This window comes from Bacteroides sp. M10, assembly GCF_014334015.1.
Classification (GTDB): Bacteria; Bacteroidota; Bacteroidia; order Bacteroidales; family Bacteroidaceae; genus Bacteroides; species Bacteroides intestinigallinarum.
In genome coordinates this window covers 1,587,901-1,609,900 of record NZ_CP060488.1, presented here as the reverse complement: position 1 = coordinate 1,609,900, position 22,000 = coordinate 1,587,901, and the positions used below count along the sequence as shown (strand labels likewise).

General features: G+C 45.6%; 16 protein-coding genes. 14 read left to right on the top strand and 2 right to left on the bottom strand.

The genetic code is table 11. The annotated features are described in order from the left end of the window. Positions 1-71: 71 nt before the first annotated feature. Together polA and H8796_RS05865 are read left to right on the top strand one after the other, a co-directional pair. On the top strand, positions 72-2,921 hold the full coding sequence (gene polA, locus H8796_RS05870) for a DNA polymerase I (RefSeq protein ID WP_117933446.1): 2,850 nt from the start codon (positions 72-74) through the stop codon (positions 2,919-2,921). A gap of 390 nt (positions 2,922-3,311) precedes the next feature. Next, positions 3,312-3,707, top strand: coding sequence for a DUF3836 domain-containing protein (locus H8796_RS05865; RefSeq protein ID WP_004296707.1), 396 nt, complete (start codon positions 3,312-3,314; stop codon positions 3,705-3,707). Positions 3,708-3,795: 88 nt separating this feature from the next. Here the strand turns inward: H8796_RS05865 and H8796_RS05860 are convergent, their stop codons facing one another. Further along, entirely contained in the window at positions 3,796-4,575 is a 780-nt protein-coding gene (locus H8796_RS05860; protein ID WP_074638758.1) for a LytTR family DNA-binding domain-containing protein, read from the bottom strand. Beyond that, positions 4,572-6,623, bottom strand: a complete 2,052-nt coding sequence (locus tag H8796_RS05855; protein WP_117933444.1) for a histidine kinase — start codon at positions 6,621-6,623, stop codon at positions 4,572-4,574. The genes H8796_RS05860 and H8796_RS05855 overlap by 4 nt, the downstream gene beginning before the upstream one ends. Before the next feature lie 123 nt (positions 6,624-6,746). On the opposite strand from H8796_RS05855, the gene H8796_RS05850 reads away from it, so the two are divergent. The 12 genes from H8796_RS05850 to H8796_RS05795 all read left to right on the top strand — a co-directional run bounded on the left by H8796_RS05850 (position 6,747) and on the right by H8796_RS05795 (position 21,943). Continuing rightward, entirely contained in the window at positions 6,747-7,652 is a 906-nt protein-coding gene (locus tag H8796_RS05850; protein ID WP_004296704.1) for a serine O-acetyltransferase, read from the top strand. Positions 7,653-7,668: 16 nt separating this feature from the next. Continuing rightward, the gene (locus H8796_RS05845; protein ID WP_117933442.1) at positions 7,669-9,108 is read left to right on the top strand and encodes a class I SAM-dependent RNA methyltransferase; all 1,440 of its coding nucleotides are present in this window, start codon (positions 7,669-7,671) and stop codon (positions 9,106-9,108) included. 100 nt (positions 9,109-9,208) lie between these two features. Next, positions 9,209-9,760: an ORF6N domain-containing protein gene (locus H8796_RS05840; protein WP_117933440.1), complete on the top strand. Its 552-nt coding sequence runs from the start codon at positions 9,209-9,211 to the stop codon at positions 9,758-9,760. A 14-nt stretch (positions 9,761-9,774) separates the two neighbouring features. Continuing rightward, complete coding sequence (locus H8796_RS05835; protein ID WP_117933438.1) at positions 9,775-11,973, top strand: DPP IV N-terminal domain-containing protein; 2,199 nt, start codon at positions 9,775-9,777, stop codon at positions 11,971-11,973. A gap of 66 nt (positions 11,974-12,039) precedes the next feature. Further along, on the top strand, positions 12,040-13,314 hold the full coding sequence (gene purD / locus H8796_RS05830; protein WP_117933436.1) for a phosphoribosylamine--glycine ligase: 1,275 nt from the start codon (positions 12,040-12,042) through the stop codon (positions 13,312-13,314). Positions 13,315-13,494: 180 nt separating this feature from the next. Continuing rightward, positions 13,495-14,505, top strand: coding sequence for a hypothetical protein (locus H8796_RS05825; RefSeq protein ID WP_117933435.1), 1,011 nt, complete (start codon positions 13,495-13,497; stop codon positions 14,503-14,505). Continuing rightward, positions 14,490-14,969 carry a YqaA family protein gene (locus H8796_RS05820; protein ID WP_117610918.1) on the top strand — a complete coding sequence of 160 codons (480 nt, stop codon included), beginning with the start codon at positions 14,490-14,492 and terminating at the stop codon, positions 14,967-14,969. The genes H8796_RS05825 and H8796_RS05820 overlap by 16 nt, the downstream gene beginning before the upstream one ends. 66 nt (positions 14,970-15,035) lie before the next feature. Beyond that, complete coding sequence (gene mnmD / locus H8796_RS05815) at positions 15,036-15,782, top strand: tRNA (5-methylaminomethyl-2-thiouridine)(34)-methyltransferase MnmD (RefSeq protein WP_117933561.1); 747 nt, start codon at positions 15,036-15,038, stop codon at positions 15,780-15,782. Between the two features lie 44 nt (positions 15,783-15,826). Next, positions 15,827-16,756 (top strand): metal ABC transporter solute-binding protein, Zn/Mn family, encoded by a 930-nt coding sequence (locus H8796_RS05810; RefSeq protein WP_117933433.1) that lies wholly within the window; start codon positions 15,827-15,829, stop codon positions 16,754-16,756. A 37-nt stretch (positions 16,757-16,793) separates the two neighbouring features. Then, positions 16,794-17,603 (top strand): metal ABC transporter ATP-binding protein, encoded by an 810-nt coding sequence (locus H8796_RS05805; protein WP_117933431.1) that lies wholly within the window; start codon positions 16,794-16,796, stop codon positions 17,601-17,603. A 199-nt stretch (positions 17,604-17,802) separates the two neighbouring features. Then, positions 17,803-21,216 (top strand): DUF2723 domain-containing protein, encoded by a 3,414-nt coding sequence (locus tag H8796_RS05800; RefSeq protein WP_117933429.1) that lies wholly within the window; start codon positions 17,803-17,805, stop codon positions 21,214-21,216. Between the two features lie 112 nt (positions 21,217-21,328). After that, a complete protein-coding gene (locus H8796_RS05795; RefSeq protein ID WP_117933427.1) occupies positions 21,329-21,943 on the top strand; it encodes a polysaccharide deacetylase family protein in 615 nt (204 codons plus the stop codon). Positions 21,944-22,000 lie beyond the last annotated feature (57 nt).

Here is a 22,000-nt window from a genome sequence, read left to right as displayed (position 1 = left end):
CACAAAAGTAATAATAAAACGCTTAATACCGTATTTTTTTGTACTTTTACCATGAAAAATTAATTAAATCTATGGATTCAGGTAATAAATTATTTCTTTTAGACGCTTATGCATTGATATATCGGGCGTATTACGCCTTTATTAAGAACCCAAGAATCAATTCCAAAGGATTCAACACTTCAGCCATACTGGGTTTTGTGAACACCCTCGAAGAAGTACTGAAAAAAGAGAATCCCACTCATATAGGAGTAGCCTTCGACCCCGCAGGTCCCACCTTCCGCCACGAGGCTTTTGAACAATATAAAGCACAACGCGAAGAAACTCCGGAAGCAATCCGTCTTTCCGTACCTATTATAAAGGATATTATACGTGCCTACCGCATCCCTATTCTGGAAGTGGCAGGCTACGAAGCCGATGATGTGATAGGTACGCTCGCTACTGAAGCCGGTCGCCAGGGTATCACTACCTATATGATGACTCCCGACAAAGATTACGGGCAGCTGGTAAGTGACAAAGTATTTATGTATCGCCCTAAACACACAGGAGGTTTCGAAGTGATGGGCATTGAGGAAGTGAAAGCCAAGTTTGACATTCAGTCTCCGGCACAGGTGATCGATATGCTCGGACTAATGGGTGACTCTTCGGATAACATCCCCGGATGTCCCGGAGTAGGAGAAAAGACTGCTCAAAAACTAATCTCCGAATTCGGAAGCATCGAGAATCTATTGGAACATACCGACCAACTGAAAGGAGCATTGAAAACAAAAGTGGAAACTAACCGGGAAATGATTACGTTCTCGAAATTTCTCGCCACCATTAAAATCGATGTCCCCATCCAACTTGAAATGGATGCTCTTGTCCGCGAAGAAGCAGACGAAAATTCACTTCGTAGCATTTTCGAGGAATTAGAATTTAGAACACTCATTGACCGGGTGCTCAAAAAAGATATTTCCGGAAACGGAATAACCTCTGCCACCGGAAGCAAAGTTGCCACTGGGAAAAGCACCCCCTCTCCTCTTCCACTTTTTCCCGAAGAAGGAGGCGGAATGCAAGGCGATTTATTTGCGAATTTCACGCCCGATGAACCGGGTGAAGCAAAAAAATCGAACCTAGAGACGTTAGAATCGCTCACTTATAACTACCAACTCGTTGATACAGAGGAGAAAAGACAGGAAATTATTCAAAAGTTACTTACATCGAAAATTCTCTCGTTAGATACGGAAACCACCGGAACTGAACCAATGGATGCCGAATTAGTCGGAATGAGCTTTTCAATTGCAGAAAATGAAGCTTTTTATGTTCCCGTACCATCGGACCAAGACGAAGCGTTAAAAATCGTAAATGAGTTCCGTCCGGTCTTCGAAAATGAGAGTTCATTAAAAGTCGGACAAAATATCAAGTACGACATGATTGTTCTTCAAAATTATGGTGCAACAGTAAAAGGTCCGCTTTTCGATACGATGATCGCTCATTATGTCCTTCAACCGGAACTTCGTCACGGCATGGATTATCTTGCGGAAATTTACCTGCACTATCAGACTATCCACATTGACGAACTGATAGGTCCCAAAGGGAAGAATCAGAAGAACATGCGCGATCTCGATCCGAAAGATGTATATCTGTATGCCTGCGAAGATGCAGACGTAACTCTGAAACTGAAAAATGTATTGGAGAAAGAACTGAAAGAGAATGACGCAGAACGTTTGTTCTATGATATAGAAATGCCGCTAGTTCCCGTATTGGTTAATATAGAACGGAACGGGGTATTGCTGGATACGGAAGCATTAAAGCAGTCGTCCGCCCATTTCACCGCCCAGATGGAGCAAATCGAAAAAGAGATTTACGAATTGGCCGGTGAGACTTTCAACATCGCTTCACCCAAGCAAGTCGGTGAGGTACTGTTTGACAAACTGAAAATCGTAGAGAAGGCAAAAAAGACTAAGACCGGCCAGTACGTCACCTCAGAAGAAGTGCTCGAAAGCCTCCGGCACAAACATCCGGTAGTAGAAAAGATTTTGGAACATCGCGGACTGAAAAAGCTATTGGGCACGTATATCGACGCACTCCCCCAGCTTATCAATCCACGCACAGGAAGGGTACACACCTCTTTCAACCAGACTGTAACCGCTACGGGACGCCTTAGTTCAAGCAATCCGAACTTACAAAATATCCCTATCCGCGACGAGAATGGAAAAGAAATCCGCAAGGCTTTCATCCCCGATGAAGGCTGCCTCTTCTTCTCTGCCGACTATTCGCAAATTGAATTGCGCATCATGGCACACCTTAGCGAGGATAAGAATATGATTGATGCTTTCCTTAGCAATCACGATATTCATGCGGCCACTGCTGCCAAAATTTATAAGATCGACCTGAAAGACGTAGGTTCCGACATGCGCCGTAAAGCCAAGACTGCCAATTTCGGTATCATCTATGGCATATCCGTATTTGGTCTTGCCGAACGAATGAATGTAGATCGTAAAGAAGCCAAAGAGTTAATCGACGGTTACTTTGAAACTTATCCGGGAGTGAAAGCATATATGGATAAAAGCATTCAGGTGGCCCAGGAAAAAGGCTATGTGGAAACAATCTTCCATCGGAAGCGCTTCTTACCGGACATCAATTCGCGGAATGCCGTTGTACGCGGATATGCGGAACGAAATGCCATCAACGCCCCTATCCAGGGAAGTGCGGCAGATATTATAAAAGTAGCAATGGCACGTATCTATCAACGGTTCCAGGCCGAAGGAATACAAGCCAAAATGATCCTGCAAGTACATGACGAATTAAATTTCAGCGTTCCTGTCAATGAAAAAGAGCGTGTAGAAGAAATCGTCATCGAAGAAATGGAGAAAGCATACCGCATGCACGTCCCCTTGAAAGCAGATTGCGGATGGGGCAAAAACTGGCTTGAGGCACATTAAACCATCAAGTGAATAAAGGCCACCTCAATAAGGAATTGCTATCTTTTAGACACTAATTGCACAAGGAGACTCCATCTTATCAGGGGCTTCCGCTTACAAAATAGAAGCAAGTATGGGTAATAACATTATTTAACTCTGTATCCAGAAAGCTAGAAAAAAGATTCCTTTTTCGACGAAGTGATTCATTCTATATCCGGCAGATTGACTGCCGGATATTTTTTTGTCACCAATATTGGCAAAAAGCTAGTTATCGCCCACCTCCACTCTTGACATTTTGACAATCTTTTATCTTCTAAAATGCATAAATACCAAATTAATATGTAGATTTGCAGCGTAAAACCAATGCATTTGGTAGACAAATGAAAGTATAACCCAAAAACTTAAATAGCCATGAAAGCAAAAGTATCTTTAAAAATGTTCGTTTTATCTGCAGCTCTTCTTGTTGTATCGCTTGCTACTTCTGCACGTAGCTACGATAATCAATTGATTTATAATCCAATCGAGGAGAATGGTATGACAGTGGGACAAACCGTTTACAAAATGGACGGAAATACACTTGCCAACTACATGAAGTACAACTACAAGTACGATGACAACAAACGTATGATTGAAAGCGAAGCCTTGAAATGGAACAATAGCAAGGACGCATGGGAAAAAGACCTACGCATCAATTATACTTATGAAGGCAAGACCGTTACTACGAATTATTATAAATGGAACGCTAAAAAACAAGCCTACGTACTGGTACCCGAAATGACCGTTACGATGGATAATACAAATATGTAACATAAACTCTCTCTCATTCTAATATTCTAACAAAAGGATACGCCGCTTCTGCTGAAGAAGTGGCGTATTTCATAATATGAGGTCTACATTACAAAACAAAGAAACGCTCTTGCAGTTCTTTTAGATAACTTCGGGAAATAATCAAATCGTTCTTATCGTGAAAAGGCGGATAAAGTTGACAGCATTTACCATCAATCATTGCCAGATAATTAACATTTACAATAGCAGATTGGCTAATCTGTACAAAAGCTTGTGAATAACTGATAATATCTTCTGCTTTGGTATTTCGCTTCAAATTCAGACAAGTTTGATTAAACAAGACCACCTGCCATTGACGTTTGTCTTTCAAATATTCAAAAAAGCCGATTTCTTCCAGTCGCAAAAGCTTGAAGCCTGTCACTGTACTAATCATAAACATGCCTTGCTGGGGCATCAATGCACTAATGGAAGAAGCAAAAGAAGGCAAAAGAGGAAGCGAAGTAGAGGTCATAGCCTTCCGGTAACGGTCTATAATTACTTTCAGGTCTTCCGCTTCAAAAGGCTTCAGCAGGAAGTCGAAAGCCGACTCACGCAACGCCTGAAGCAAGTATTTGTCATAAGAGGTGTAAAATACGACCTTCATATCCCACAAAATATCCTCCCTGATTTCACTTAGTAGATTGAGTCCCAACGTATCCGGAAGTTCCACATCAAGAAACAATAAGTCCGGATGCAACTCCATAATCATCTTTTTACCCTTTGCACCATTCCCTGCGATTCCTTTTACTTCAAATTCACGATAGGGCTCCAACTCTCGGCGCAAAGCATCAATCGCTGTACGTTCATCGTCAACGATAACTACCTTATACTTTTCTTCTGTCTCCATCATAAATCATAAGAAAAACGAAACGGGATATATACCGACACTTCCGTACCGGTTTGTCCATCGCTTCTGTTGGTTATATTAAAACGTATTTTATCACTCTTATTCTTTGTATTCAGTAATTGAATGGTCTGATACAACACTTTCAATCCTGTACCAGTACCCCGTGTGGCGGAAACTACCTGCGGAAGATACCCGCGTCCGTTGTCGGTAACCATTATGCGAATCCCATTTGTTTCACGGGAAACATATACCATTAGTTCCTTTTTTCCGTCCTTTCCCGCCAGTCCATGTTTAATAGCATTCTCCACCGGAATTTGCACAATCATAGATGGAATCATGATGCGGGTTGCATCTAAACCCTCCTCCAACGTGATTGTTGCGACAAAATCTTCTCCGACACGCCCACGTTCCAGTTCGATGTATGTATGCACGAAATCCAGTTCGTCTTGCAAAGATACACTCAATTTCTCGGTAAGTTCGAGGCTCCGACGGAGATATTTCACCAGTTCCATCAGATTATGTTTCACCTCTTCCGAGCCGTTAAACTGATTGATCTCACGTCCCAGTACATTAAAAGTAAAATGAGGAGAAATCCGGCTTCTCAAATTCTCCATGCGGACACGGTTGATTTGCTGGAAGAAACGCTGGCGAAGAAACTCCCTCTTTTTACGCATATACCAGACAACTACCACTACCCCTGCCACAAGCAACACGCAGACAAGTACCCAGATAGATACGCTCAATTTGAGCACTCTCATCTCTGCTGCCTGCTGCTGAATCTTCATTTCCTTACGAAGTACTATCGTATCCTGCCGGTAACGCATATCCAATTCGGCAACACGCATCTGTATCCGTTCGCTCCGAATGGAATCGTCCAAATGGCAATCACGTTTCAGGTATTCATAGGCACGGCGGTAATCACCGATATGCTCAAAATAATGTTGCAGATACTGATTGCGTATAGTCAGCATATTGGCGTCAAGATGCCCCACAGGAGCAGTCCGGGCGATCATAGTTTTCGCTTGGGCTATATTTCCTTTCTTCAATGCCAGTTCAATCATCTGGGTTTCAATGTAATGAATGGCCGAGTTATGCTGTATATCGGAGAAGAAACGATAACTTTCGTCCAGGCAGATCTGTGCGGAGTCCAGTTTGTCAGTCAACAAGTACAATTCTCCCAGGTTTACTTTGATAAAGTTCTGTTCAAACACCATCTGCGGATAAGAAGATACGAGTGCATTGGCTCTGCGCATATATTTCAAGGCCTCTTGATAGTTTTTCCGGTAATAATAATGGTTGCCGCGATTGTTGAGATAGGTCCATTGCTCGCTCACGCTCATTTCATCGAAGAACTGCCCGGCCAATTCATAGTAATGATTGGATAAATCGAAATCACGCAGTTCCATGTAAGTCTGCCCCAATCCGTAGTAGACAGGAAATTTCGTGTGTTCGGACAAGTTCAAAGAATCGCAGAGAAACAGGGCGCGCCGGTAATACGAAGCAGTGTGCGCCAAGTCACTGCGATGCAGATAAGCATCAGCGATATTGATACAAATATCCGGAAGCAGGTGTAATCTTTTTCCTTTCAGGCGATATCCATAGGCTTTCTTATAGTCGATAATTGCAGAATCAGGGCGGTTCAGTTGCATCCATACGTTGCCTTCGATATTATAGACATCGGACAATACATCATTCCATTGTGGAGATTGGAGAGATTCAGAAGATTGGGAAGCATTGCGGGAAAATTCTTTTACCCGGCGGTTGTAATAGAGTATAGAATCAAAATCGGAAGAGACAAAGAATGTTTTCCCGTAAAGGGCGAGCAGACGATAATAAACCAGGGAATCTTGCGTCTGCATCAGTGCCTCAAGCAGTTGTGAGCGGGAATAATGCACATTGGAAAACAGCGAATCCTGCACACGAACTTCCAAAGAATCGACCAAGACCTGTTCGCACGAAGAGCTATTGTGATGTCTATCAGCGTATCCGCAACTTAGCAACATCAACAGTCCCAATAGCACAAATAGTTTCATAGTAGTCCTCTGATTCATCCGTTCCCCTTATTCATGTCATGTTTTGAATGTGACAAAAATACATTATTTATCCTGAATCCCAGCGAATTTTATTATTTTTTTAATACCTTTGTGCCCATATAAATATGAGCAACTGACCTAATGAGTCCACTGAACTTCACCCACATTTTGACACAGGCAGTCGATGAGCTATCGGAAAGCGAATCTTATAAAGGACTGTTTCATCAGCACAAAGATGGCGAACCACTGCCCTCTGCAAAAGTCTTGTATGAAATTATTGAGCTTTCACGCTCCATTCTTTTCCCCGGATATTACGGAAATTCTACTATTAACAGCCGGACTATCAATTATCACATCGGTGTAAACATTGAAAAATTGTTTGATTTGCTTTGTGAGCAAATCCTGGCCGGATTATGTTTTAGCACTTCCATAGAGGGGAAATGCAACGTCTGTTCCGACTCCAAACGAGAAGAAGCTGCACGTCTTGCTGCTAAATTCATCAGTAAGTTACCCGCCATGAGGAGGATACTGGCAACGGATGTGGAAGCCGCCTACAACGGTGACCCGGCTGCCGAAAGCTATGGAGAGGTCATATTCTGTTATCCGGCCATTAAAGCGATCAGCAATTACCGTATCGCGCATGAATTGCTGGAACTGGGTGTTCCTCTGATTCCCCGTATCATCACGGAGATGGCGCATAGCGAAACGGGAATTGATATCCATCCGGCCGCAAAGATTGGCACTCACTTCACCATCGACCATGGTACGGGTGTCGTAATCGGCGCCACGAGTATCATCGGAAACAACGTCAAACTATATCAGGGTGTCACACTGGGAGCCAAGAGTTTCCCGCTGGATGCCGACGGAAAACCGATCAAGGGAATCCCCCGCCATCCGATCCTGGAAGACAATGTGATTGTTTATTCCAACGCCACTATTCTGGGAAGAATCACCATCGGGCGTGATGCAACCGTAGGCGGTAATATCTGGGTAACGGAAAACGTGCCCGCAGGAGCAAGAATCGTACAAACTAAAGCAAAAAAATAAAATCAAAAGAATCTATATGAGCGAACAATTCGAGATGATAGCCAAGACTTTCCAGGGACTGGAAGAGATACTTGCAGAAGAACTGACAGCATTAGGAGCCAACGACATTCAAATAGGACGTCGTATGGTTTCATTTACAGGAGATAAACGTATGATGTACAAGGCTAATTTCTGTCTACGTACCGCCATCCGTATCCTGAAACCCATCAAGAACTTTACGGCCAAAGATGCTGACGAGGTTTACAATCAAATACAGGCTATTCCATGGGAAGAATATCTCGATGTGAACAAGACATTTGCTATCGATGCAGTAGTATTCAGTGAGGAGTTCCGCCATTCGAAATTCGTTTCGTACAAGGTGAAAGATGCGATTGTGGACTACTTCCGCGAGAAAACGGGTAAACGTCCGTCGGTACGCATCAACAACCCGGATGTACTTCTGAACATTCATATTGCACAGACTACCTGTACCTTGTCGTTGGACTCGTCCGGAGAATCACTTCACCGTCGCGGTTATCGCCAGGAAGCGGTAGAAGCTCCGTTGAATGAGGTATTGGCTGCCGGCATGATTTTAATGACCGGATGGCGTGGAGAATGTGATCTGATCGATCCGATGTGTGGTTCGGGTACTATCCCTGTAGAAGCCGCACTGATTGCTAAGAATATCGCTCCGGGAGTATTCCGTAAGGGGTTTGCTTTCGAGAAATGGGTGGATTTCGATGCGGATATGTTCGATGAGATTTACAATGACGACAGTCAGGAGCGTGAGTTTACTCATAAGATTTATGGGTATGACAACAATCCGAAAGCGAATGAGATTGCAACTCACAATATAAAAGCTGCCGGTGTATCGAAAGATATCGTGCTGAAACTGCAACCGTTCCAGCAGTTCGAACAGCCGCAGGAGAAGTCGATTATCATCACCAATCCTCCTTATGGGGAACGTATCTCTACGAATGATTTGCTCGGTCTTTATCAAATGATCGGCGAACGTCTGAAACATGCATTTGTAGGAAACGAAGCATGGGTACTTTCTTATCGGGAAGAGTGTTTCGACCAGATTGGTCTGAAAGCAAGTCAGAAGGTTCCTTTGTTCAATGGACCGTTGGAGTGTGAATTCCGCAAATATGAGATTTTTGACGGAAAATATAAAGAGTTCAAGAGCCAGGAAGAGGGCGAAGAGAAGAAAGAGGGTGAAGGTGAACAGGCTCCAAGATTCAGAGAAAGAAAAGAGTTTAAGCCACGGCGCGAAGGTGAATTCAAACCACGCCGGGATGGTGAGTCCAAACCTCGCAGAGAGGGAGAATACAAGCCACGCAGAGAAGGTGGCGACTTCAAAGGCGGCGACAGAGATAGAAAGCCACGGGGAGAATTCCGCGGAGGAAGAGATTCAAGAGGACCAAGAGAATTTAGGGGAAACCGGGAGCCGAGGATTCCGAAGAAGGAAGAGGAATAATTGATTCATAATTAAGAACAATCCACAACACCATATACCTACTAACGCACTGATACTCAATATGAGGTCGCAAATTGCGACCTCAAGTTTGAAAAACAAAATGGAAGATATAATTATCATAGAAAATAAGATTTATGAGGTCAGAGGACAGAAGGTTATGCTAGACTTTGACCTAGCAGAAATGTACGAAATAGATAATAAACGCTTAAAAGAACAGGTACGCCGTAATATTGAACGTTTTCCATCTGATTTCATGTTCCAATTAAGCTCTGATGAGTTTGAAAACTTGAGGTTCCAAATTGGAACCTCAAGTTGGGGTGGTAGCCGCTATGCCCCTTTCGCTTTCACCCAAGAAGGTGTCGCCATGCTTTCTGGAGTACTTCGAAGCCCTAAAGCCATCGAAGTCAACATCAACATCATGCGAGCCTTCGTCCACATGCGCCAATACCTGCTCTCCCACGCTCCAAAACAGGAATTGGAAGAATTGAGGAAAAGGATTGAATACTTGGAAGAGGACATATCCTCCGACAGAGAAAGCTACGAGAAGCAATTTGACGACCTATTCACCGCTTTTGCCAAATTGAGTGCTGCCATTCAAATAAAGCAGACTCCTTTGGACAGAGTAAAAATAGAAGGATTTAAAAACAAATAATAAAGAAAAGAGCAATGAGTAAAATTGGAAAAAGAGCCATTCTGTTATTATTGGCACTACCAATCGGATTCAATGTTATGGCACAAGAAACCAAAAAACCGACGCTGGAAGAACTGATTCCGGGCGGCGAGAGTTACCTCTATGCAGAAAACCTGTACGGGCTGCAATGGTGGGGCGACGAATGTATCAAGCCAGGAGTAGATACCCTTTATTCAATTCAACCCAAAACCGGGAAAGAAACAATGGTTATCACTCGCGAGCAAATCAACAAAGTGCTTGAAGAAAACAAGGCAGGAAAATTATCACACCTGTATTCCGTCCGTTTTCCATGGGCAGACAAGCCACAAATGCTATTCACGATAGCAGGAAAGTTCATTGTATATGATTTCAAGAACAATCAGGTTGTCAGCACACTCAAACCAAAGGACGGGGCAAATAATGAAGACTATTGCGCAGCCAGTGGAAATGTGGCTTACACGATAGATAACAATCTATATGTGAATGAGAAAGCAGTAACCAATGAACCCGAAGGCATCGTTTGCGGACAAACAGTGCACCGCAATGAATTCGGTATCAACAAAGGAACTTTCTGGAGTCCGAAAGGTAACCTGCTCGCTTTCTACCGTATGGATGAAAGCATGGTGACACAATACCCACTTGTAGACATCACCGCACGTGTAGGCGAAGTGAACAACGTACGCTATCCGATGGCAGGAATGACGAGCCATCAGGTAAAAGTAGGCATTTACAACCCTGCCACCGATAAAAGCATTTATCTGAATGCAGGCGATCCGACAGACCGTTATTTCACTAACATCAGCTGGGCACCGGATGAAAAGAGCCTCTACCTGATCGAAGTAAACCGCGATCAAAATCATGCCAAACTCTGCCAGTACAACGCAGAGACAGGGGAACCCATGGGAGTTCTCTATGAAGAAATGCACCCTAAATACGTCGAACCGCAAACCCCCATCGTATTTTTGCCGTGGGACCCTACCAAGTTCATCTATCAAAGTCAGCGTGACGGCTACAATCACCTGTATCTCTTTGAGACAAATGCAGCAAACATGAAAGGTGAAACCGATAATAGTGCCAACGGCGGCAGCTATTTCCAGGCCGGTAAAGTGAAACAGCTAACCAAAGGCAACTGGCTGGTTAGCGAAATCCTGGGATTCAACACAAAGCGTAAAGAGATCATTTTCACTGCCGTAGAAGGCTTGAGAAGCGGACATTTTGCAGTAAACGTAAACAATGGAAAGATAAGCCAGCCGTTCGAAAACTGCAAGGAAAGCGAACATAGCGGAACACTTAGTGCCTCCGGCACATACCTTATCGACCGTTATTCCACCAAAGACCAACCCCGCGTCATCAACCTGGTAGACACCAAAAACTTCAAAGAAACAGTCAACCTGCTGACAGCCGAAAATCCTTACGACGGATACCAGATGCCAAGCATCGAAACCGGAACAATCAAAGCGGCAGACGGCACCACCGACCTGCATTACCGTCTGATGAAGCCGGCAAACTTCGATCCGACTAAGAAATATCCCGTAATCGTATACGTCTACGGAGGTCCTCACGCGCAATGCGTCACCGGAGGATGGCAGAACGGCGCACGCGGATGGGACACATACATGGCAGGCAAAGGCTATATCATGTTCACCATCGACAATCGCGGTAGCAGCAACCGCGGACTAACATTTGAAAATGCCACCTTCCGCCGTCTCGGCATCGAAGAAGGCAAAGACCAGGTGAAAGGCGTTGAATTCCTGAAATCCCTCCCCTACGTAGATAGCGAACGCATCGGCGTACACGGATGGAGTTTCGGAGGTCACATGACTACCGCCCTGATGCTCCGTTACCCGGAGATATTCAAAGTAGGCGTTGCCGGAGGTCCGGTAATCGACTGGGGTTACTATGAAATAATGTACGGCGAACGCTATATGGACACACCGGAAAGCAATCCGGAAGGCTACAAAGAATGTAACCTGAAGAATCTTGCCGGTCAACTGAAAGGTCACCTGTTGATTATTCACGACGATCATGACGATACCTGCGTGCCACAGCACACCCTGTCGTTTATGAAAGCCTGTGTAGATGCCCGCACTTATCCCGACCTGTTTATCTACCCGTGCCACAAGCACAACGTAGCAGGCCGTGACCGTGTACATCTGCACGAGAAAATCACCCGGTACTTTGAGCAGAATTTATAAAACCTGCAAAGTCCACCGCATCCATTACGAATCATATATAACAGTATAACTTATAATAGCACAAAGATGAAGATATTATTACTTGGCTCGGGCGGCCGCGAACATGCACTGGCATGGAAAATTGCCCAAAGTCCGAAAGTTGAAAAACTGTACATTGCTCCGGGAAATGCCGGAACAACTGCCGTAGGCGAGAATGTCAACATCAAAGCAACCGATTTTGAAGCCATCAGCGCTTTCGCTCTGAAAGAGAACATTCAAATGGTAGTAGTAGGCCCCGAAGATCCGTTGGTAGAAGGAATCTACGACTACTTCCAGGACCGTCCGGAGCTAAAGCATATTGCCGTTATCGGCCCTTCGGCTCAAGGAGCAGAACTGGAAGGAAGCAAGGAGTTTGCCAAAGGCTTCATGATGCGCCACAACATCCCGACAGCCCGCTACAAAAGCATCACTTCTGCAAACCTCGAAGAAGGTCTCGCTTTCCTCGAAACGCTGGAAGCTCCCTATGTATTGAAGGCTGATGGTCTTTGTGCCGGAAAAGGAGTACTGATCCTCCCTACGCTGGACGAAGCTAAAGTAGAACTGAAAGAAATGCTGGGTGGCATGTTCGGCTCTGCATCGGCAACCGTTGTAATCGAAGAGTTCCTAAGCGGTATCGAGTGCTCTGTATTCGTACTGACAGACGGAGAACACTATAAAGTCCTTCCGGTAGCCAAAGACTACAAACGCATCGGTGAAGGCGATAAAGGACTGAATACAGGTGGTATGGGTAGCGTAACCCCCGTTCCGTTTGCCGATGAAGTGTTTATGGAGAAAGTACGCACACGCATCATCGAACCAACCATCAACGGCCTGAAAGAAGAAAACATCACCTACAAAGGTTTCATCTTCCTCGGCCTTATCAAGGTAAAAGGTGAACCGATGGTGATCGAATACAACGTCCGCATGGGCGACCCGGAAACAGAAAGTGTAATACTCCGTATCCAGAGCGACTTCGTAGAACTGCTTGAAGGCACTGCCGCAGGCAACCTGAACGAAAAGACACTGGTGATGGACCCACGTTCAGCCGGCTGTGTCATCCTTGTCAGCGGAGGTTATCCCGAAGCTTACGAAAAAGGATTCCCTATCAGCGGATTGGAACAGGCTGCCGCTACCGACAGCATCATTTTCCATGCCGGAACAGCCATGAAAGACGGACAAGTCGTGACGAACGGAGGACGTGTGATTGCCGTTTGCTCTTACGGTGCAACGAAAGAAGAGGCACTGGCACAGAGCTACAAAGTGGCAGACATGATCGACTTCGACAAGAAGTATTTCCGCCGCGATATCGGATTCGATTTGTAAAAAACAACCTATAATGATACGCCACGGCAGGTATAAATCTCCTATTTGCAGGGCATATAGATCCAATGTACAGGACATATAGTTCCAACACGCAGGATATATAGATCCAACACGCACGGCATATAGATCCAACAAAGCGATGATATATGCTCGCCGGGCGGCAACAGAACTGACAGATCAATGAGAAATAAAAGGCTACAAAGTCAAGTGACGGCAGGACGGTGGACCCTGCCTGCCGTTATCTTTATCTGCGCCCTGTGCTGGGTGTTGACTTACTTTTTATTTCCCAATTCCATAGCCTCAACCGTACTCGAAGGCAGCCCTTCTGCCTGGCAACCCACCCGTGATTTTCTGCTTCCGGGATGGGCAGACCGGATTGTCAGCTTCCTGATTTATGCAACCATCGGCTACTTTCTGATAGAGTTGAACAATCAGTTCAGCATTATCCGTATGAGGGCATCCATGCAGACGGCTATCTATTTCCTGCTGGTCACCGTCTGCCCGAAAATGCATTTCCTATATACAGGAGATATTGTTGCCCTAGGCTTTCTCATTTCCATTTATTTTCTGTTTAAAAGCTACCAGCAAACTCAAGCTGCGGGTTATTTATTCTATTCCTTCTTCTTTATTGGAGCGGGAAGTATTCTGTTCCCACAGTTCACCATCCTCTCGGTGCTTTGGTTGCTCGAAGCCTACCGTTTCCAGTCGCTCACTCCGCGTAGTTTCTGCGGTGCGCTGCTCGGATGGATGCTGCCATACTGGATGCTGTTCGGACACGCCTTCTTCTACAACGAGATGGAGTTGTTCTACCGCCCTTTCAATCAGCTACTAACTTTCGGAGAATTCTTCAACCTGCAAATCCTCCAGCCTTGGGAACTGGCAATACTCGGTTATCTGTTGGTGATGTTCATCATCAGTGCCGTCCATTGCATCGCCGCCGGATTTGAGGATAAGATACGCACACGCGCCTATCTCCAATTCTTGATAGACCTGACGATTTTCCTATTCCTGCTGATTGCCCTGCAACCGATATATTGCAGTGCCCTATTGCCTTTGCTTATCATAAGCAACAGCATCCTGATCGGACATTTCTTTGTACTGACCAATAGTAAAAGTTCGAATGTGTTTTTCATCCTTTCATTGGTCGGTCTCATCCTCTTATTCGCTTTTAATATATGGACGCTTTTATAGATTCAACGATACAACTCCTCATAGAATGGGGACTCCCGGGATTATTCATCTCGGCTTTATTGGCTGGGAGCATCGTGCCTTTCAGTTCCGAACTGGTACTGGTGGCACTGGTGAAACTCGGCCTGCCCCCGATAGCCTGTCTGATCTCCGCCACTCTGGGCAACACAGTAGGCGGAATGACCTGCTACTACATGGGGCGTCTGGGCAAAATCAGCTGGATTGAGAAATATTTCAAGGTAAAGAAAGAGAAAGTAGACAAAATGGTGAAATTCCTGCAAGGAAAAGGAGCATTGATGGCCTTCTTCACCTTTCTTCCCGCCATTGGGGAAGTGATAGCCATTGCACTGGGATTTATGCGAAGCAACACATGGCTCACCATCGTTTCCATGTTTGTCGGCAAACTGATACGCTATATCCTCCTCCTGTATGTGCTCGAAAGTGCCTGGGATGCTATGGCAGGATAGGAAATAAGTATTAGGTAGTAAGTATAAAGTATTAGACGTTAGGCAGTAAGTATTAGAGATTGTATGATGAAAAGGATTATTGAGAAAACCGATGACGGGAGTGCTACCCTGTTTGTTCCGGAATTGAATGAACATTATCATTCAACGAAAGGGGCACGCACGGAGTCTCAACATATTTTCATCGATATGGGACTTAAAGCCTCTTCCGCCACTACCCCGCGTATTCTTGAAATCGGCTTCGGGACAGGGCTAAACGCCTGGCTCACCCTCGAAGAAGCAGAAAGAAGCGGACGGAATATACACTATACAGGATTGGAACTCTACCCGCTGGAATGGCAGACGATAGAGCAACTAGGATATATCTCCAATGATGAACAATTAACAACGACCGACCGGCAACAACCGGCCATCGAATTGTTTAAGCAACTTCATACATCACCTTGGGAGAAAGACGTGCAACTCACTCCACACTTCACCCTACGGAAAGTAGAGACAGACGTTAATAAATGGGTTGAAAACAGAGAACGGACAATAAGCAATGTCAATGATAGCGTAACCAACGCTGAATCACCTGCCCTGAATCCTTCATTTAACCTCATTTACTTCGATGCCTTTGCACCGGAAAAGCAGCCGGAAATGTGGTCGCAAGAACTATTCAACCGCCTCTACGTTTTATTAGATAGAGACGGCATTCTGACCACTTACTGCGCCAAAGGTGTCGTCCGCCGGATGTTACAGACAGCCGGATTCACAGTAGAACGCCTGCCCGGACCTCCGGGTGGTAAACGGGAAATATTACGGGCCCGGAAATAAGAATAGGAACAAGATAAGAAAGAAACCCCGAAATAGAAGAAGTCATGAAAAAACAACTAAAAGATATGAGAACCCTTTTCCTCCTTAGTGCCTGCCTCCTAATGGCAGCCTGCACAGGACGCTCTTCCCAAGCAAGCAACGATGACGAAGCAAAACCGGTGATTACCGTCACCCTGGAACCGCAACGTTATTTCACGGAAGCTATTGCCGGAGATAAATTTAAAGTAGTCAGCATGGTCCCCAAAGGTTCCAGCCCGGAAACCTATGATCCTGTCCCCCAACAACTTGTTTCTCTGGGAGACAGCAAAGCCTATTTCCGCATCGGATACATCGGCTTCGAACAGACCTGGATGGATCGTTTAATGAACAATACCCCCCATATTCAAGTGTTCGACACCTCCAAAGGAATCGACCTCATACTCAACAATGATGACCACGACCATGCCCACGGACATAACAGCCACGACGGTCATATCCACGCCGTAGAGCCTCACGTATGGAATTCCACCGGTAATGCTTTAATCATTGCAGGAAACACCTACAAAGCCCTTAGCCAACTGGATAAGGCAAATGAGGTATACTATAGAAACCGCTACGATTCGCTCTGCCAGCGCATCCAGCACACCGACAGCCTGATTCGCCGTCAACTCTCCACTCCCGAAGCAGCCAAAGCCTTCATGATTTATCATCCGGCTCTCTCCTACTTCGCCCGCGACTACGGATTGCATCAGATTTCCATCGAAGAAGGAGGTAAAGAACCTTCTCCCGCCCATCTGAAAGCCTTGATAGACCTGTGTCAGGCAGAAGATGTACGTGTTATCTTTGTTCAACCGGAATTTGACAAACGCAATGCGGAAACCATCGCGCAGCAAACCGGAACGAAAGTGATCCCTATCAATCCGCTAAGTTACGACTGGGAAGAAGAAATGCTGAATGTAGCCAAAGCCCTCGCGCCACAGGCTGCAACAAAATAAACGTATAAAGAAAGAACCCATCAAGCCATTTCCAACGATGAAACCAATAATCGAAATAAAGAATCTTTCCGCCGGATATGACGGTCGCACTGTTCTCCACGATGTTAATCTAAGCATCTACGAACGGGATTTTCTAGGTATTATAGGTCCGAACGGAGGCGGCAAAACGACGCTTATAAAGTGCATCCTCGGTCTGTTGAAGCCAACCGGAGGGGAAATTATATTCAATGTTCCCAAAGAGGCTTCATCAACAACATCTACAGGAGTCTCCTTTCAAAGTTCTTCTGCAAAATCCCAGCTTCTCCTCGGCTATCTACCACAATATAGCACCATAGACCGGAAGTTTCCTATCTCCGTGGAAGAAGTAATTCTATCCGGATTGAGCATACAAAAGTCGCTCACTTCCCGATTCACTCCCGAACAGAGAGAGAAAGGCAGACAGATTATTTCCCGTATGGGGCTTGAAGGACTCGAACACCGTTCTATCGGACAATTAAGCGGCGGACAACTGCAACGTGCCCTGTTGGGGCGCGCCATCATCTCCGACCCTGCGGTATTGATTCTCGATGAACCCAGCACGTATATCGACAAGCGTTTCGAAGCGCGTCTTTATGAGTTATTGGCTGAAATCAATAAAGAGTGTGCCATCATTCTTGTCAGCCATGATATCGGCACTGTGCTGCAACAGGTAAAATCCATCGCTTGTGTCAATGAAACGTTAGATTACCATCCGGATACAGGCGTCACTACCGAATGGCTGGAAAGAAACTTCAACTGCCCTATCGAGCTATTGGGACACGGTACATTGCCTCACCGGGTTTTAGGAGAGCATCATCACCATCATTAAACATAGACTTTATATAGATATCCAGCTACCTTGTTTTAAAGTGTATCTTCCCTCTCTGCTGCCTTCCGGAAGAGTGAAAGAGATAGTAAATCACCCCTTTGTTACTTAATATTTCTTACTTTCTTCCTCATTATCCTTACAAATCACTATCTTTGCGACCTCATAATTTGTTTTTAACGAATAAACTACGATAGTGCTAATGAAACAGTACAGAACCGTAAACAACCTTATGGGTTGGCTTACATTCATCATTGCGGCAACCGTCTACTGCCTGACAATAGAACCGACCGCAAGTTTCTGGGATTGCCCGGAGTTCATAACCACCGGCTATAAACTGGAAGTCGGACACCCGCCCGGCGCACCTTTCTTCATGCTGATGGCGAACCTGTTTACTCAATTTGCTTCCGACGTAACAACCGTTGCGAAAATGGTGAATTACATGAGTGCCCTGATGAGTGGTGCCTGTATCCTGTTCCTTTTCTGGAGCATCACCCATCTGGTACGCAAACTGATTATCACTGACGAAAACAATATCACCAAAGGACAGCTTATCACGGTCATGGGTAGCGGACTGATCGGTGCACTGGTTTATACATTCAGTGACACATTCTGGTTCTCGGCTGTAGAAGGTGAAGTATATGCCTTCTCCTCTCTGTTTACCGCTGTCGTTTTCTGGTTGATTCTGAAATGGGAAGACGTAGCCGACCAGCCTCATAGCGACCGCTGGATTATCCTCATCGCCTATCTGACGGGATTAAGTATCGGTGTCCACTTGCTGAACCTGCTTTGTCTGCCCGCCATCGTACTGGTATACTACTACAAGAAAACTCCAAACGCTACCGCCAAAGGTTCGTTAATTGCGTTATTCGGTTCAATGGTACTCGTTGCAGCCGTGCTTTACGGCATCGTACCGGGTATTGTGAAAGTAGGCGGCTGGTTCGAGCTGTTGTTTGTCAACGGACTCGGAATGTCATTCAATTCAGGCGTAGTGGTTTATATCATTCTGCTTGCAGCGGCTCTGATCTGGGGCGTATACGAAAGCTATACCGAAAAGAACAAAACGCGCATGGCTATCTCCTTTATCCTGACGATTGCTCTACTGGGTATCCCGTTCTACGGACACGGAGCCAGCAGTATCATCATCGGTATTCTGGTTATCGCCGCACTGGGACTTTACCTCGCTCCGGGTGTACAGGCCAAGATCAAAGAGAGATGGCGTATCACCGCCCGCACCATGAACACGGCTTTACTGTGCACTATGATGATCGTAATCGGATATTCTTCTTATGCACTGATCGTTATCCGTTCTACTGCCAACACTCCGATGGACCAAAACTCACCGGAAGATATATTCACACTGGGCGAATACCTCGGTCGTGAACAATACGGAAGCCGTCCTCTTTTCTACGGTCCTGCTTTCTCTTCGAAAGTGGCACTCGACGTAAAAGACGGATATTGTATTCCGCGCCAGTCGGAAGCAGGAAGCAAGTTTGTCCGCAAGGAAAAGACTTCGCCCGACGAAAAAGACTCTTATATCGAACTTCCCGGACGTGTGGAATATGAATATGCACAGAATATGCTTTTCCCGCGTATGTACAGTTCGTCACACGCACCGCTCTACAAGCAATGGGTAGACATCAAGGGATATGATGTTCCTTACGACCAATGTGGAGAAATGGTGATGGTAAACATGCCTACCCAATGGGAAAATATCAAATTCTTCTTCTCCTACCAGTTGAACTTCATGTACTGGCGTTACTTCATGTGGAACTTTGCCGGACGGCAGAATGACATACAAGGTAGCGGAGAAATCGAGCACGGCAACTGGATCACCGGTATTCCGTTTATCGACAACCTGCTGGTAGGCAACCAGGAATTGCTTCCGCAAGATCTCAAAAACAATAAAGGTCATAATGTATTCTACTGTCTGCCGCTGATTCTCGGTTTGATCGGACTCTTCTGGCAGGCTTACCATAGTCAACGAGGTATCCAGCAATTCTGGGTGGTATTCTTCCTGTTCTTTATGACAGGTATCGCTATCGTACTCTACCTCAACCAAACTCCTGCACAACCCCGTGAACGAGACTATGCGTATGCCGGTTCGTTCTATGCCTTTGCCATCTGGGTAGGTATGGGAGTGGCAGGCATCATCCGCATGTTGCGGGATTATGCCAAGATGCAGGAACTTCCGGCAGCCGTTCTGGCTTCTGTTCTCTGTTTGTTCGTCCCCATCCAGATGGCGGGACAGACATGGGATGACCACGACCGTAGCGGACGCTTCGTTGCCCGCGACTTCGGACAGAACTACCTGATGACTTTGCAGGAAGAAGGCAACCCGATTATCTACACCAATGGTGATAACGATACTTTCCCATTGTGGTACAATCAGGAAACGGAAGGTTTCCGTACAGATGCCCGTACCTGTAACTTAAGTTACCTGCAAACAGACTGGTATATCGACCAGATGAAACGTCCGGCCTACGATTCTCCGTCACTCCCTATCACCTGGGACCGTGTGGAATACGTGGAAGGACAAAACGAATATATCTCTATCCGTCCGGAAATGAAAGCTCTTATCGACAGCTATTTCAAACAGGCAAACGAACTGGCCGCGCAAGGAGACACTACCATATTGTCACTCGTTCACTCCATCTTCGGTGAAAATCCTTATGAACTGAAGGAAATCATCAACCGCTGGATGCTTGGCAAGAACGACCAATTGAAAGAGCTTCTCAAGAAGACAGGAAAAGAGATACAGCTCCCGCTGATCCCTACGGACAGCATCGTCATGAAGATAGATAAGGAAGCCGTACGCCGCTCCGGCATGAAGATTCCGGAAGCTCTGGGCGACTCTATCCCCGAATACATGACAATCACCCTTAGAGACGCCAACGGCAACCCGAAACGCGCCCTCTACAAGAGTGAACTGATGATGCTCGAAATGCTTGCCAACGCTAACTGGGAACGTCCTATCTATATGGCAATCACCGTAGGAAGCGAAAACCATCTGGGCATGGGCAACCACTTCACACAGGAGGGTCTCGCCTACCGCTTCACTCCGTTCGATACGGACAAGCTGGACAGCAAGATTGACAGTGAAAAGATGTACGACAACCTGATGAACAAGTTCAAGTTCGGCGGTATCGACAAGCCGGGTATCTACATCGACGAGAACGTGATGCGTATGTGCTACACGCACCGCCGTATCTTCACGCAACTCGTAGGACAGCTTATCAAAGAAGGTAAGAAGGACAAGGCACTCGCTGCACTCGATTACGCCGAAAAGATGATTCCGGCAATCAACGTACCGTATGACTGGGCAAACGGCGCCTTCCAAATGGCAGAGTCTTATTATCAACTGGGACAGAACGAGAAAGCCAACAAGATTATCGACGAGCTTGCCAACAAGTCGCTCGAATACATGATCTGGTATCTTAGCCTAAACGATAACCAGCTTGCCATCGCCAGCGAAAACTTCGTATACAACGCCAGCTTGCTTGACGCCGAAGTCCGCCTAATGGAAAAATACAAATCAGAAGAACTCGCAAAACATTACTCTACGCAACTCGATCAACTATACAACGAGTACGTGACGAGAATGAAAGGGAAATAAATATTAAATATCAAGTACTAAGTATTAAGTATTAATCATGGCTTCCGGCATGTTTTCCGCATGGTATAATACTTAATACTTATTGCTTAATACTTGTTTAACGCAAACTCTCATGTTTATAGAACAACCACCTTGGCTTTTCCGGGCGTTGTATCCACAGGCTATCTTCCGGATGGACCCGAATGAGCGGGCAGTCTATCTGACTTTCGACGACGGCCCCATCCCCGAAGTAACTCCCTGGGTACTGGAAATACTGGAAAAGCATCATATTAAAGCTACCTTTTTCATGGTAGGCGACAATATACGCAAGCACCCGGATGAATACCGGATGGTGGTAGAGCACGGACACCGCATCGGCAACCATACTTTCAACCACATCCGTGGATTTGAATATTCCAATCCGGATTACCTGGCAAATGCCAGAAAGGTAGATGATATTATTCATTCCGATCTCTTCCGTCCGCCACACGGACACATGGGATTCAGGCAGTATTATACGTTGCGCTATCATTACCGCATTATTATGTGGGATCTCGTGACCCGTGATTACAGTAAACGGATGAGTCCGGAACAAGTGCTGAATAACGTGAAACGCTATGCCCGAAACGGTTCTATCATCACTTTCCACGATTCGCTGAAGTCATGGAACAACGGTAACCTGCAATACGCACTTCCCCGTGCCATTGAATTCCTGAAAGAGGAAGGTTATGAATTCAAGGTGTTATAATCTTTGAGAAAACAGAAACTTCGAAAAGAACAGGGATTTCTGATATAGGAATTTCGT

Bases quoted from the DNA above. Each gene is read 5' to 3' on its own strand.
- H8796_RS05820 (WP_117610918.1), top strand. From the start codon at position 14,490: ATGGACGCTTTTATAGATTCAACGATACAACTCCTCATAGAATGGGGA.
- H8796_RS05805 (WP_117933431.1), top strand. From the start codon at position 16,794: ATGAAACCAATAATCGAAATAAAGAATCTTTCCGCCGGATATGACGGT.
- H8796_RS05860 (WP_074638758.1), bottom strand. From the start codon at position 4,575: ATGATGGAGACAGAAGAAAAGTATAAGGTAGTTATCGTTGACGATGAA.
- H8796_RS05825 (WP_117933435.1), top strand. From the start codon at position 13,495: ATGAGAAATAAAAGGCTACAAAGTCAAGTGACGGCAGGACGGTGGACC.
- polA (WP_117933446.1), top strand. From the start codon at position 72: ATGGATTCAGGTAATAAATTATTTCTTTTAGACGCTTATGCATTGATA.
- H8796_RS05850 (WP_004296704.1), top strand. From the start codon at position 6,747: ATGAGTCCACTGAACTTCACCCACATTTTGACACAGGCAGTCGATGAG.
- mnmD (WP_117933561.1), top strand. From the start codon at position 15,036: ATGAAAAGGATTATTGAGAAAACCGATGACGGGAGTGCTACCCTGTTT.
- H8796_RS05845 (WP_117933442.1), top strand. From the start codon at position 7,669: ATGAGCGAACAATTCGAGATGATAGCCAAGACTTTCCAGGGACTGGAA.
- H8796_RS05865 (WP_004296707.1), top strand. From the start codon at position 3,312: ATGAAAGCAAAAGTATCTTTAAAAATGTTCGTTTTATCTGCAGCTCTT.
- H8796_RS05835 (WP_117933438.1), top strand. From the start codon at position 9,775: ATGAGTAAAATTGGAAAAAGAGCCATTCTGTTATTATTGGCACTACCA.
- purD (WP_117933436.1), top strand. From the start codon at position 12,040: ATGAAGATATTATTACTTGGCTCGGGCGGCCGCGAACATGCACTGGCA.
- H8796_RS05840 (WP_117933440.1), top strand. From the start codon at position 9,209: ATGGAAGATATAATTATCATAGAAAATAAGATTTATGAGGTCAGAGGA.
- H8796_RS05855 (WP_117933444.1), bottom strand. From the start codon at position 6,623: ATGAATCAGAGGACTACTATGAAACTATTTGTGCTATTGGGACTGTTG.
- H8796_RS05810 (WP_117933433.1), top strand. From the start codon at position 15,827: ATGAAAAAACAACTAAAAGATATGAGAACCCTTTTCCTCCTTAGTGCC.
- H8796_RS05800 (WP_117933429.1), top strand. From the start codon at position 17,803: ATGAAACAGTACAGAACCGTAAACAACCTTATGGGTTGGCTTACATTC.
- H8796_RS05795 (WP_117933427.1), top strand. From the start codon at position 21,329: ATGTTTATAGAACAACCACCTTGGCTTTTCCGGGCGTTGTATCCACAG.